This window comes from Sphingomonas leidyi, assembly GCF_011761945.1.
GTDB classification, from domain to species: Bacteria; Pseudomonadota; Alphaproteobacteria; order Sphingomonadales; family Sphingomonadaceae; genus Sphingomonas; species Sphingomonas leidyi.
This window is the reverse complement of the sequence record NZ_JAASQV010000001.1, coordinates 626,256-639,708: the sequence shown is the minus strand read 5'-3', so window position 1 is coordinate 639,708 and position 13,453 is coordinate 626,256. Positions and strand designations below refer to the sequence as shown.

Annotated in this window: 9 protein-coding genes; 1 reads left to right on the top strand and 8 read right to left on the bottom strand. The window is 67.9% G+C overall.

The genetic code is table 11. The features are described from left to right. Positions 1 to 167: 167 nt before the first annotated feature. From FHR20_RS03195 to FHR20_RS03160, 8 genes are all read right to left on the bottom strand, one after another. Positions 168 to 1,202: a LacI family DNA-binding transcriptional regulator gene (locus FHR20_RS03195; RefSeq protein ID WP_167298184.1), complete on the bottom strand. Its 1,035-nt coding sequence runs from the start codon at positions 1,200 to 1,202 to the stop codon at positions 168 to 170. A gap of 82 nt (positions 1,203 to 1,284) precedes the next feature. Beyond that, positions 1,285 to 2,847: a carboxylesterase/lipase family protein gene (locus FHR20_RS03190; protein ID WP_167298183.1), complete on the bottom strand. Its 1,563-nt coding sequence runs from the start codon at positions 2,845 to 2,847 to the stop codon at positions 1,285 to 1,287. A 42-nt stretch (positions 2,848 to 2,889) separates the two neighbouring features. Next, a complete protein-coding gene (locus FHR20_RS03185) occupies positions 2,890 to 3,897 on the bottom strand; it encodes a sugar kinase (protein ID WP_167298182.1) in 1,008 nt (335 codons plus the stop codon). Then, positions 3,894 to 4,649: a 2-dehydro-3-deoxy-D-gluconate 5-dehydrogenase KduD gene (gene kduD, locus FHR20_RS03180; protein ID WP_167298181.1), complete on the bottom strand. Its 756-nt coding sequence runs from the start codon at positions 4,647 to 4,649 to the stop codon at positions 3,894 to 3,896. Before kduD ends, FHR20_RS03185 begins: the two co-directional genes overlap by 4 nt. A gap of 148 nt (positions 4,650 to 4,797) precedes the next feature. Then, entirely contained in the window at positions 4,798 to 5,640 is an 843-nt protein-coding gene (kduI, locus tag FHR20_RS03175) for a 5-dehydro-4-deoxy-D-glucuronate isomerase (RefSeq protein ID WP_167298180.1), read from the bottom strand. Between the two features lie 15 nt (positions 5,641 to 5,655). Then, positions 5,656 to 7,104 (bottom strand): glucuronate isomerase, encoded by a 1,449-nt coding sequence (uxaC, locus tag FHR20_RS03170; RefSeq protein WP_167298179.1) that lies wholly within the window; start codon positions 7,102 to 7,104, stop codon positions 5,656 to 5,658. 16 nt (positions 7,105 to 7,120) lie between these two features. Next, entirely contained in the window at positions 7,121 to 8,431 is a 1,311-nt protein-coding gene (locus FHR20_RS03165) for an MFS transporter (protein WP_167298178.1), read from the bottom strand. A gap of 44 nt (positions 8,432 to 8,475) precedes the next feature. Further along, positions 8,476 to 9,279 carry a 2-keto-4-pentenoate hydratase gene (locus FHR20_RS03160; protein WP_341786396.1) on the bottom strand — a complete coding sequence of 268 codons (804 nt, stop codon included), beginning with the start codon at positions 9,277 to 9,279 and terminating at the stop codon, positions 8,476 to 8,478. A gap of 403 nt (positions 9,280 to 9,682) precedes the next feature. On the opposite strand from FHR20_RS03160, the gene FHR20_RS03155 reads away from it, so the two are divergent. Further along, a complete protein-coding gene (locus tag FHR20_RS03155) occupies positions 9,683 to 13,450 on the top strand; it encodes a LamG domain-containing protein (RefSeq protein ID WP_167298176.1) in 3,768 nt (1,255 codons plus the stop codon). Positions 13,451 to 13,453: the final 3 nt, after the last annotated feature.

Sequence of the window (13,453 nt, the reverse complement as noted above, 5' to 3'; positions counted from 1 at the left end):
TCGGACGATTGCGGCATTTCAGCAACATCGGGGAAATGCCGCCGTGCAGCGTGGGTTTCAGGCGGCCTTTCGAGCCGGTTGCCGGCGGGCGATGGCGCCCCCTTCGCATTCTCCGCCGTCATCCCGCCTTCGCCGGGATGACGGCATTTGCCGATTGGCGCTCGAATCTATCCCTCGCGCGGCGGCGCGACCGAGGCGCGGTGGATCAGCGTCGAGGGGAAGAGCGACGGCTCCTCCACGGCATTGCCGTCGTCCCCGAAGAAGTCCGCCAGCAGCTTCAGCGCCGCCGAGCGCGCCATCGAGATGATCGGCCAGTGCACCGTGGTGAGCGGCGGCCAGATGTGCGAGGCGATGGCGGTATCGTCGAAGCCGACGATCGACAGGTCCTCGGGCACGCTCATGCCCCGGCGGCGCGCGGCATGGAGCGTGGCGGCGGCCATCTCGTCGTTCGAGGCGAAGATCGCGGTGGGGCGCGGCGACAGGTCGAGCAGCCGGTCGGCGGCGGCCAGCCCGGTCTCGAACGTGTAGTTGCCGTCGGCGATCAGGCTGCGCGGCAGCTTGATCCCCGCCCCCTCCAGCGCATTCTCGAAGCCCTTGCGGCGCTCGCGCGCGGAACGGAAGCCGTGCGGGCCGGCGATCAGGCCGATGCGGCGATGGCCGAGCGAGATCAGATGGTTCACTGCCTCGGTCACCACGTCGCAATCGTTCGAGGCGACCATGTGCTCGGACGCGTCCAGCGTGGCGGATCCCATGCGGACATAGCGGATGCCGAGCTCGCGGCAGAGCTCCGCCACCATTTCGTTCTCCGAGACGGGCGGCAGGAACATCACGCCATAGAGCCGCTGGCGCTCGAGGAAGTTGCGCACGTCCTCGAGCATGGTCGAGCTGCCCCGGTCGATCGGGCGGACGATCAGCTCGAACTCGGTGTCGCGCATCGCCTCGAGCATGCCGGCCTGGACGTTCATCACCATCTGCGCATTGGGATTGTCGTGGATCAGGCCGATCAGGAAGTTGCGGCGCAGCGCCAGCGCGCGCGCCTGGACATTGGGGACATAGCCCAGCTCGCTGATCACCTGCTCGACCTTCGCGCGCGTGTCTCCATTGAGCAACGGCGAGCGATTGATCACCCGGCTGACGGTCTTCTTCGAGACGCCGGCGATACGGGCGACGTCGTTGATCGTGGGCTTTCCGGTTCTCTCCATCCCGCGAACATAATGGCTTGCAGGACAAAGCGATACGATATTATCGGCCGGGCGAATTGGCCATCGGTGTCAATTTACCGGCTCAACTCCCCGGCTGGATGTACGGCACCCGGCTCCACAGCTCGCGCTCCCATTTGCGCGGATCGCTGGCCAGGCGGCTGGGCGCGTCGAACAGCATCGTCGCCCGGCCCGGCAAGGCATAGGGCGTCCAGGCGGGCAGGCCCCTCGCCACCGGCCGGCCGGTGCGTGCGAGCGCAGCGAATGCGCCCATCACCTGCCCGCTCAGCTTCTGCGCCGCCGGGCCGGTGCCGGTATAGGATCCCGGCGCATCGAGCGTGCCAAAGGCCAGCGCGATGTCCATCGTGTGCGGCGCGCCGCGCTCGGGCCTGGTCGGCGACTGGAAGTCGACCTGATAGACCCAGGTCGCCCCGGCCCCCGCCGCCGCCCGCGCATCCGCTTCGAGCCATTGGCCCGGCCAGCTCCGGCCGGCGGTGGTGGCGCGATAGAAGAGCTGCTCGGGCGTATCGGCCGGGAAATGCGCGCGATACTGGGCGACCACCCATTCGGGCAGCAGGTCCATGCGCAGTTCGGGCGCCATGCGCGCAGCGACATTGTCCCAGGTCAGCCCCCGCACCTTCTCCGAATTGGGATCGATGAAGGCGCGTGTCTCGTCATGCGTGTTGCCCAGGATCATCGGGATCGCCAGGCCCTGCGGATTGGCGTCGGGCCAGAAGGGATGGCGGGTGAGCCACTTCATGTCGAGCACCGGCCCGAAATAGACGCCGCCGCCCAGGATCGGGTCGGTCGCGTCCAGCGCGTCGACCAGCTTCTCGACCGGCATATCGAGCAGGGGCTGGAGGTCCCCCTCCCGCACGCCCAGCCTGGCGAGATAGGCCTGGGCCCGCTTCGTCGCGTTGAGCGGCCCCGATGCGGTCACCTGCTGCCCGCTCATCGTCGCCGCCGAATGGAACAGCCCCCTGGCCGCCGGCATGCCCATCAGCGTCGCGATCTTCGCGCCGCCGCCCGACTGGCCGAACACGAAGACACGCCGCGGATCGCCCCCGAACGCCGCGATATTGTCCCGCACCCATTGCAGCGCGAGGATCAGGTCGAGCTGGCCGAGATTGCCGCTGTCCGCGAAGCGCGGATCGAAGCGGGCGAGATAGAGATAGCCGAGCGCGTTGAGCCGGTGGTTGACCGTCACCACCACCACGTCCTCGGCCGCCGCCAGCCTCGCGCCGTCGTTCAGCGGCACGGTGACGGTGCCGTTCGAATAGGCGCCGCCATGGATGTAGAGCATCACCGGGCGCCTGGCCGCGGGATCGGCACCGGGCGTCCAGATGTTGAGGAACAGGCAGTCCTCGGAGGCGCGCTGATCCCCCCTGCCCTGCGGGCAGATCGGACCATATTCATGGGCGGGCACGACGGCGCCGGGCGCCGCGACGGCCGTCGGCGCGCGGAAGCGCGGGGCGTTGCCATAGCGGATGCCACGGAAGCGCAGCATGCCGCCGCCCAGCCGATCGCCTTCGAACCGCCCGGCTCGCGTCGCGACCACCGCTTCGCCGGATGCGGCACGCACCGCCAGCGGCACCGCCGCCAATGCCGCGCCACCCGCCAGCACGCTTCGCCTCGAAACCTGCATCATCCTCTCCCGACCCAATTTCCTCGCCTCGGATCGGGCGAGGCTTCAACGGCGGACGTCGAGCCCGCCTTCGTCGAACGCCGCCAGGTCCTCGCGCGTGAATAGGCTCGCGTCGCCGGGCAGCGAATGCTTGAGCGCCGTGAGCGCCAGGCCCGCCCGCGCCGCCGCCTTCGCGTCGCCGCCGCTCTCGATCAGGCCGTGCAGCACGCCCGCGGCGAACGCATCGCCGGCGCCGATGCGATCGACGATCCCGGCGATCAGCACCTCGTCGGTCTGGTAGCCGCCGGCCCGCGTATCGACCCGCGCCGAGACGCAGTGGCTGTCGGCATCGTCGACATGGCGCGCGGTGTTGGCAATCGTCTGGAGCTTCGGAAAGGCCGCGAACGCCGCTTCCGCCGCCTCGCGCCGGCGATCGGCGCCGTCGCCCGAGAATTGGCGCCCGAGCAGCAACGAGATGTCGCGATGGTTGCCGAACAGCAGGTCGGCATGGCCGATCAGCCGGGTCAGCACCGCCTTGGGGTCGCTGTCCCAGCTCTCCCACAGCTTCGCACGGTAGTTGCCGTCGAACGAGACCGGGATGCCCTTGGCGGCCGCCGCTTCCGCCGCGGCGATCGCCGCGCTCGCGGTGTTGTGGCCGAGCGCCGGCGTGATGCCCGACAGGTGCAGCCGCGTGGCACCGTCGAGCAGCGCGTCCCAGTCCCAGGCATCGGCCGGGCGCCGGGCGAACACGGAATACGCCCGGTCATAGACCACTTCGGACGCGCGCAGCCCCGCGCCGGGCGTCAGGAAATACAGGCCGAGCCGGCCGGGCTCGGAGACGATCGTCGAAGTGTCGACTCCGCGCCGTCGCAGCTCGCCGATCACCGCGCCGCCGAGCGGGTTGTCCGAGACGGCGGAGATCATCCGCACCTTGTGCCCGAGGCATGCCAGCCCCGTCGCGACATTCGCCTCGGCCCCGCCGACATTCACCTCGAACTTCGGGGTCTGGAGCAGCAGCTCGCGCCCCGGAGGCGAGAGCCGCAGCATCAGCTCGCCGAAAAAGGCAATGCTCATCGCGCCAGCCACCCGCCATCGACCGCCAGGATATGGCCCTGGACATAGTCCGAAGCCGCCGAGGCGAGGAACACCGCCGCGCCGCCCATGTCCGCCGGATCGCCCCAGCGGCCGGCCGGGATGCGTTCCATGATCGAACGGTTGCGGTTCTCGTCCGCCTGCAGCGCCGCCGTGTTGTTGGTGGCGATGTAGCCGGGGGCGATCGCGTTCACGTTGATGCCCTTGGCCGCCCATTCGTTGGCGAGCAGCTTGGTCAGCCCGCCGATGCCCGACTTGGACGCAGTATAGCTCGGCACGCGGATGCCGCCCTGGAACGTGAGCATCGAGGCGATGTTGATGATCTTGCCCCGGCCGTTCCCCACCATGTGCTTCGCCGCCGCCTGGCAGAGGAAGAACACCGACTTCAGGTTGGTATCGACCACCGCGTCCCAATCCGCCTCGGTGAAGTCGAGGCTGTCGGCACGGCGGATGATGCCGGCATTGTTGACCAGGATGTCGAGTCCGCCCAACTTATCCACAGCTTCGTCCACAACCCTGTCCACAGGCGCGATGGTCGAGAGATCGGCCGAGACGATCTCCGCCCTGCGGCCCAGCGCACGGACCTTCTCCACCGTTTCCTGCGCAGGCGTGCGGCCCACCGCGGCGATATCGGCACCGGCCGCGGCGAGCGCCAGCGCGATGCCCTGGCCGATGCCGGTATTGGCGCCGGTGACGACCGCGACGCGGCCGGAAAGATCGAAGGGATTGGTCATGGCTCTTCTCACTCCCCTCCCGGCGAGGGAGGGGCTGGGGGTGGGTAGCGTCCGGGCGGTACGGCGACGGTCCTGCTCGCGACGTCAGCAACGCGAGCACGCCACCCACCCCCGGCCCCCTCCCTTGCGGGGAGGGGGAGAGGCGGCCTTACGCCAGCTGGCAGATGTCCAGCACGTTCATGTCGGTATAGTCCTGGTTCTCGCCCGCCATCGCCCAGATGAACGCGTACGCTTTCGTACCTGCGCCCATGTGGATCGACCAGGGCGGGCTGATCACTGCCTCCTCGTTCTGCATCACGATGTGCCGGGTCGCCTCCCCTTCACCCATGTAATGGAACACGCGGTCCTTCTCGAGATCGTCGAGCTCGAAATAGAGATAGATCTCGCTGCGACGCTCGTGAATGTGCGGCGGCATGGTGTTCCACACGCTGCCGGGCTTGAGCACCGTCAGGCCCATGACGAGCTGCGCGCTGTCGCACACGCCCGGGATGACGAGCTGATAGATCGAGCGCTCGTTCGATTCCTCCAGCGTGCCGCGGTCCAGCCGGTTGGCGTCGGCGATGCCGAGCTTGCGGGTCTGGAAGCCCTTATGCGCCGGGCACGAAACCAGGTAGAAGCGCGCGCCGTCGCCCGAGAACTGCACGTCCCGGGCGCCCATCGTCACGTACAGGCAGTCCTTGTTGCCCAGCGTGAAGGCCTCGCCGTCCACGGTCACGACGCCTTCGACGCCGCCGATGTTCACCACCGCCAGCTCGCGGCGCTCGAGGAACGGGTGCCCCGCCGCCGAGGCCGGCTCGGTCTGGTCGGGCAGCTTCACTGCGCCCGTGGCCACCGCGACGCCCCCGATCACCATGCGATCGGCATGGGTATAGTTGAGCACGCACTCGCCGGCACGGAACAGGCCCGTGATCAGATAGCGGTCGCGCAGTTCCTCGTTCGAGACGCACTCCATCATGTCGGGGTGCGTGGCGTAATAGGTCCGGTCGAACATGGGGACTCCGTTGGGTTAGGCAGCGGCGGCGACGGGCGCCGGCGCGGGTTGATCGAGCTTGTACGCCTTGCGCACCAGCCCGTTGGTAAGTTCGTGCGCCAGCTCGGCCGCTTCCCAGTCGAGCAGCCGCCCCTCGGCGACCAGCCGCGCGAGGAAGGCGCAGTCGACACGCCGGGCGACGTCGTGCCGGGCGGGAATCGAAAGAAAGGCGCGGGTGTCGTCATTGAAGCCGACGGTGTTGTAGAAACCGGCGGTCTCGGTCACTTGCTCGCGGAAGCGGCGCATGCCCTCCGGCGAATCATGAAACCACCAGCTGGGACCCAGCTTCAGGCAGGGATAATGGCCGGCCAGCGGCGCCAGCTCGCGGGAATAGACGGTCTCGTCGAGCGTGAAGAGGATGATCGAAAGGTCGGTCGAGGTGCCGAACCGGTCGAGCAGCGGCTTCAGCGCGTGGACGTAATCGGTGCGCATCGGGATATCCGCACCTTTGTCGCGGCCATGGCTCTCGAACAGCCCGCCATTGTGGTTGCGGAAGGATCCCGGATGGATCTGCATCACCATTCCGTCCTCGACGCTCATCGCCGCCATCTCGGTCAGCATCTGGGCGCGGAACAGCTCGGCGTCCTGCGGGGTCCAGCGATCGGACAGGATGGTGCGGAACAGCCGCTCGGCCTCGTCCCTGCCCAGGTTCGCGGTCGCCGCGGTCGGATGGCCATGGTCGGTCGCGGTAGCGCCGGCGGCGCGGAAATCGGCGCGGCGCTTGCGGTGGGCGGCGAGATAGCCGTCCCACGAATATACGTCCTCGCCCGTCCTCTCGGCGAAGACCTTCATCGCGCCCGGGAACTGCTCATGCTCGACATCGATCACCGCATCGGGGCGATAGGTGGTGACGACGCGCCCGCCCCAGCCCGAGGCATGGATCGCGTGATGCGGCGCCAGGTCGTCCTGCGGCCCCTCGGTGGTGGCGAGGAAGCCGATGTTGAAGCGGTCGAACAGCGCCCGCGGCTTGAACGCGTCGGTCGCCAGCTTTGCGTTGATCGTGTCGTAATAATGATCGGCGGTGCCGGCATCGAGCGCCACGTCGAAGCCGAACACCTCGCCGAACACATGCCCCAGCCACATCGCCGAGGGCGTACCGCGGAACAGATGGGTATGCTCGGCAAAGGTGCGCCAGGCTCCGCGCGGATCGGTCGCCGGCATGCCCGCCTTGTCGGGCACGCACAGCGCGTCCAGCGCCACGCCCTGCGAATAGAGCATGCGATAGATATAGTGATCCGGCGAGAGCAGCAATTCGGTGGCGTTCGACCAGTTGGCGTTGGTGGAGAACCAGGCCGGATCGGTGTGCCCGTGCGGGCTGATGATCGGCAGCCCGGCCACTTCGGCATAGAGCGCGCGGGCGATCTCCCGCGTGCGGTCCTCGGCCGGGAACAGCCGGTCGGGATCGAGCTTCAGGGGCCGGGCCATCGTCCAGTCCTTTCCGTTACGCGACGTCGGCGCGCGCCAGGCGCGGCGAAAGCAGGTGGATCGAAAGCAGCGCCAGGAAATAGGCCGCACCCGCGACGATGAAGAGCGGCGCATAGCTGCCGATCGCATCGAGCACATAACCCGCATATTTCGAGAACACCATGCCGCCGACCGCGCCCAGCGTGCCGCCGATCCCGATCACCGAGCCCACCGCGAAGCGCGGCACCGTGTCCGAGGGAATGGTGTAGAGCGTCGCCGAAAAGCTCTGGTGCGCCGCCGCGGCCACGCCGACCACGAACACGCTGAGCCAGAGATTGCCGTAGAAGGTGGTGAACATCACCGGCAGCACGAAACAGGCCGAGATCAGCATGGTGAGCTTGCGCGCCTTGTTCACGCTCATGCCGGTGCTCATCAGCTTGCCCGAGAGCCAGCCGCCCGCGACCGAGCCGACGTCGGAGATCAGATAGATCGCGCCCAGCGCGATCGCCGCGGTCGGCGAATCCCAGCTGGTCAGGTTCAGGCCATATTCCTTGCCCAGCCAGCTCGGCAGCCAGAACAGGTAGAACCACCAGATCGGATCGATGAAGAACTTGCCGAGCGCGAAGGCCCAGGTCTCCCTGGTGCGGAGCAGCTTGCCCCACAGGTTCTTCACCTTCACTTCGGGATCGGCGGGATCCTGGGTGATATAGGCGAGCTCCGCCGCACCCACCTTGGGGTGGTCCGCCGGCTTGTCGCGGAAGATGGCGAGCCAGGCGACCAGCCAGATCACGCCGAAGATGCCGGTGATCACGAAGGTCATGCGCCAGCCAAAGGCGGGCACCATCGCCCAGATCAGCAGTGGCGTGAGGATCGCGCCGACGTTCGATCCGGCGTTGAACAGGCCCACCGCGAAGGCGCGCTCCTTGGCCGGGAACCAGTCCGCGACGGTCTTGACGCCGGCCGGAAAATTGCCCGATTCGCCGATGCCCAGGCCGAAGCGGGCCAGGGTGAACTGCATGACGGTGTGCACGCCGCCATGCGCCACGTGCGCGATCGTCCAGATCACTACCGCGATGGCATAGCCGAAGCGCGCGCCGATCGCGTCGACCACCTTGCCGAAGGCGAGATAGCCGATCGCATAGGCGGCCTGGAAGTAGAAGACGATGTTGGCATAGTCGGTCTCGGTCCAGCCGAGCTCCTTCGACAGGTCGGGCTTGAGCACCGCGATCATCTGCCGGTCGACATAGTTGATCGCGGTGGCGGCGAAGAGCAGCCCCACGATCACCCAGCGATAGCGCCCGACGCGCGAAACCGCGCCGGAGACTGCCGCCTCTCCCTTACTCGCCATCATCCTCTCCCTCGTCTCTCTTTATCGCGTTTCGCGACCGGTCCTCAGGCGTCGTGGATGCCGACGATACGGCACCGGACGCTGTAGTCATCCGCGAACCGCGCCTCCACCAGCTCGCCGACGCGAACCGGATGGACGCCCGTGACTGCGCCGGTGGAGATCCACTGGCCCGGCGCGAGCGGCAGCTGCCGGTCGGCGGCAAGCTCGAACAGGAAGCGGACGGCGCCGAACGGGCCGTCGAGCATGGTGCTCGCGGTCGCCGCGCCGGCCACTTCATCTTCGATTGTTAGCGCTACCGGCCATTCAAGGAAATCCGTGCCGCGCGGAATTTCCGCACCGATCACCAGGCCGTTGTTGTTGCCGAAATCCGAGACGGTCACGGCCGGGCCGTGCGCGTTGATCCCCGCAAAGGGCGAGCTGGCGACCTCGATGCCGACATGGATGGCATCGACATATTCGGCGACTTCCGCATTGGTCCACGGCCGGTCGAAATCCTCGGGGAGCGCGCCCAGGCGGAGCAGATATTCGGCCTCGCCCGCGGCGAAGCCCTGCTCGAACACCGGCATTTCCGGCACTTCGCCATTGGCGGCGGTCACCACCGAATCGGCGAAGATCGGCCCGGTCAGCCGGTTGGTGCCATAGGTCGCGTCGAGCGGCGCGGGGATCTTGCCCACTTTCCATCCCGCGATCCGGTCGCCGAACAGCGCGATCGCGCGTTCCTGGATGCCATAGGCTTCCTCGAGCGTGCCCGGCAGCGCGCCCGGATAGTCGGTCAGTGCATTTCCTGCCTGTCGGGCCGCGACAAATGCTTGGGCGATGGCCTCGGCCGATTCCCGTCCTTCGATCAACTTGAAATTCCCCATGTTCCCGTCGCGTGAGGGCCGCCCGCCATGTTCGGCCCGCGCACGCGCAAGCCGTCGCCCGACACGCCGCCCCTTCCCGCTTCGCCTGCCCGGGAACCGCTCGCCTCCTGCGGTCCAAGAGCCATGGGAGAAGACAGGCCGGAACCGGTGCCGGGCCATGTCGAGTAACTTGCGCGCGATCTCCTCTCCGAAGTCCTGCGTCCGGCTTTGTGCGGTTCCGCAGATGTCGCGCCGATGCTACCGGTGTCAGATCGGCGCGTCAACGCACCTCGAACGCAATCGTCGACATCGCACGGAAACGAGAAAGCTATTGTCACCGGTGTCAAGCGTCGCCATGCTTGACGGAAGCGGCGGCGCAGACCGTCCTGTTCGTTCAGAGAGGCATGTCATGATCCGCACGTCCACCAGCATCGCCCTGGCCTGGGCGCTCGCGCTCGCCGCAAACCCCGCCGCGGCCCAGAGCACGGACGAGCGCCTGCTCTTCCGCGCCTCGGGCGACAGGGGCGGCACGGCCGAGAAGGCCGGCGGCGACGCGGTCCCCAATTTCCAGACCAAGGTGACCAACGTGCCCGACGGCGCGATCGGCGGCGCCTTTCGCTGGGCGGACGACGGCTACATCGCCTGGAACGCGCCGGGCAACATCCAGGCGCAGCGCGGCACCCTTTCCTTCTTCTGGCGCTCGCGCGAGCCGGTGGGAGAGGCGCCCTTCGTGATCTTCCGCGTCGGCTATGCCGATCATTCCAGCTGGGACATGGCGTTCCTGCGCATCGACTGGAACGGCCACGGTTTCGACGCCTTCGTGACCGATGCGAACCTCTCGCGCATCCGGGTGTCGTTCAAGCTGCCGCAGAACCCCGCGCCCGATGCGTGGCAGCACATCGCCTTCGCCTGGGACGAAAGCGTCGGCGTGCGGCTCTTCGTCGACGGCGAGGAAGTCGCGCGCAAGGACCAGAGGGCCGATCTCGATACCGGGCTCGACCAGTTCGGCATGGCCGGCCGCGTGATGGCACCGCATCAGGTGCAGAGCCGCTACAATTTCATGCGCGGCAGCGACCTGGACGAGATCCGCGTCTATGATCGCATGCTCGACGGGGCGGGCATCGCCGCGCTCGCCGCCAAGGCCGAACCCGCCACCGCCCCGGCTGCCGACCAGGCGGGCAAGCGCACTGCCTGGCTCCATCGCTTCGGCTGGGACGCCGCCTCCCCGCCGGTGCTCGCCGACAGGGTCACCGGCGTCCGCAAGGTCGAGTTCGCCGACGCGAAGGACCTGAAGGAGTGGATGTGGAAGGGCGTGGACGGCATCGCCGAGACGACCTGGCCCGGCGTCTATAATCGCTCCAGGCTCCCCGGCCGCGACGATTATTTCGAGCTGCCCGACTGGAACGTCTATGTCGAAGGCGGCAAGACCTACACGCTGACCGTTCCCGCCGGCGAGCGGTTCAACCGCGTCGAGATCCGCGGCGCCGCCTATGGCGCGCTCGACTACAGCGCGGACGGCTCCAGCTTCCGCAACCTCGCGAAGCGCCCCCAGGGCGCCGTTCGCAGCGTCACTTCCCTAGGCACGGCACAGGGCGGCGCGCTCCGCTTCACCAATATGATGCCGGAGCAGCCGATCCAGGAGATCTGGGCCTATGATATCGGCCCCGCCAGGGAGCCCGAGGGCAGTTTCAAGCTCGGCTACACCGTGAATGCCCAGGTCTCCGCCGATCTTGCCGCGCTCGAAGGGCTCAACCGCTTCATCCGCGGCCGCTATCCCGCCGACGAGCGCAACACCGTGCTCGCCTTGCCCCCCGGCGCCGGATCGGCCGCCGCGGGCGCGGGCAGCGCCACCTCGACCGGTGCCGCCACGCATGTCGCGGGGGCGATGCCGATCGTCCACATCCTGATCCCCTCGGGCTTCGGCGACGCCTTCCCCGGCCGCGCGCTTGCCCGCGCCTGGAACTATGGCTGGGAGAACAGCCGCGACGGGCTCGACGGCATCGCGATCGACATTCCCGCGCTCAAGGCGACGCCCGGCAGGGACGGGCTGATCCCGCTGAACATCAAGGTGAAGGACCCGATCTGGCCGGGTCGCGACATGATCGACCTGTCCGTCTCGGTCCGCCCCGGCGAGGCGCGCACGCTCTGGCTCGACCTGCGCGACCGCATCCTTACCAACGACAGCCTCTATCTCGCCATCGCTTCCGCGGCTCCCGATTTCGGTCCGGCATCGCTCGACGGGATGAACATCCGCCTGGTCTTCAAGGACCGCGCCGCCGCGCTTCCCGAGCACGTCGCCGACCGGTTCAACCAGGTGAAGGACAATTGGGGCTTCCTGGTAGAGGAGCACACCGCCTCGAAGCGCGCCGCCATGTATGCCCGCGTCTTCGCGGACGTCAGCGACCTGCTCCGCGTCGATCCCGATCATGTCGAAGGGCGCCGCTATTGGGCGGACATCAGCTATGGCCCGCAGAACCTGCCCGCGTTCAAACAGCCGGAAGCCCCCGCCGGCGTGCCGCTCTGGGCCTTCCGCCAGCTCGAGGACCTGAAGATCACCCGCCAGTTCGTGAACTGGTGGATCGACAATCGCCAGGTGCCCTATGGCGATTTCGGCGGCGGCATCTCCGACGATACCGACCTGACCCAGCAATGGCCGGGCCTGGCGCTGATGGGCGTCGACCCGGACAAGATCAACGGCTCGCTCCGCGCGCTGTCCGAGGCGGTGTACAAGAACGGCATGATGGTGAACGGCCTGGGCCATATCACCACCGACGAGCTCCACGCCTATGAGGAAGGCATGAACTCGGATGCCGAGCGGCTCTATCTCAACTGGGGCGAGCCGCGCGCAGTGGAGCGGCTGATGGCGACGGTGAAGGCGCTCAAGACCGTCATCCTCCCCAACCCGGCCGGCCATCTCCACTTCGCGAGCAACTGGTACGGCGCGCGCAAGATGTACCGCGAGGGGCCGTTCGAGTGGCAGAAGCCCTATAGCTTCGTCGTCCTCCACGCGCCGACGCTGCTCGGCCTCTATAACGGCAATCCCGATGCACGCAGCCTGATCACCGGCGTCACCGACGGCCTGCTCGCCCATGGCAAGCAGGACGCGAACGGCAATTGGAGCTGGCCGAACGAGATCAACTGGCGCACCGATGCCGAGCGCGCCGGCGATGGCGGCGGCGCCTCCACCCCACTCCAGGCGGCATGGGCGGCCTATCGCTTCACCGGCGAGGCGAAATACCTGGCCCCGATCCTTGCCCGGGTGGGCAAGAGCGGCCCCGCCTCGGTGCAGGACATCAACGAGAACGCGATCAAGCTGCTCGGCGCCGACAAGGATTGGTCGAAGACGCTCGCCGACAAGGCGAAGAAAGGCGGCGCCTTCGAGCAATGGGCCGCATGGGATGCGACCGGCGACACCGGATATCTGGAATCGCTCCACGCCGCGGCGATCGCGGACAAATCGCAGCGCCAATACATGTATACCGAAGGCCATTGGTGGTCCGACCGGGTCGACCAGCCGAACGAGATCCTCCAGCGCGAGCGGCTTGGCGGCATCGCGCTCCGCCGCAACCAGACCTGGCCGGGCAATGCGGTGAGCTGGCGCTTCGACGATCCCGAAGGCGCGCTGAAGACCGCGATCCTGGTGCCTGGGGCAACGCCGACCCGCTTCAAGGTGATCGCCTACAACACCGGCGACACCCCGCAGACCGCCGAGATGCGCACGTGGAATATCACTGCCGGCGAATGGGAAATGGTGACAAACGGCACCACCACCGCGCTCCATCTCGAACGCAGCGCCGCGACCCGGGTGACCTTCGCGCCGCATGCGACGACCGAGATCGCGTTCACCCTGAAGACGCCGGGCGAGGATGTCGCCACGCGCCCGGACCTCGGCATCGGCAGCGACGATGTGGTGGTGAAGGGCGGCAAGCTGGCGGTTACCGTCCACAGCCTCGGCGCGCAGGATGTGGCCGGCGGCACGCTCACGATCGAGGACACGGCGGGCAAGGCGCTCGCCACCGCTCCGATCCCGGCCCTCGCCGCCCCGCTCGACCTCGTCCCCAGAGCCACGACCGTGAAGCTCAACCTCCCCAAGGGGGCGGCGCGCATCCGCGTGGCGCTTCCCGGCAATGCCCCCGAAGTGACCCGGCTCAACAATGTGGTGCAGCTGCCCCGCTGAACC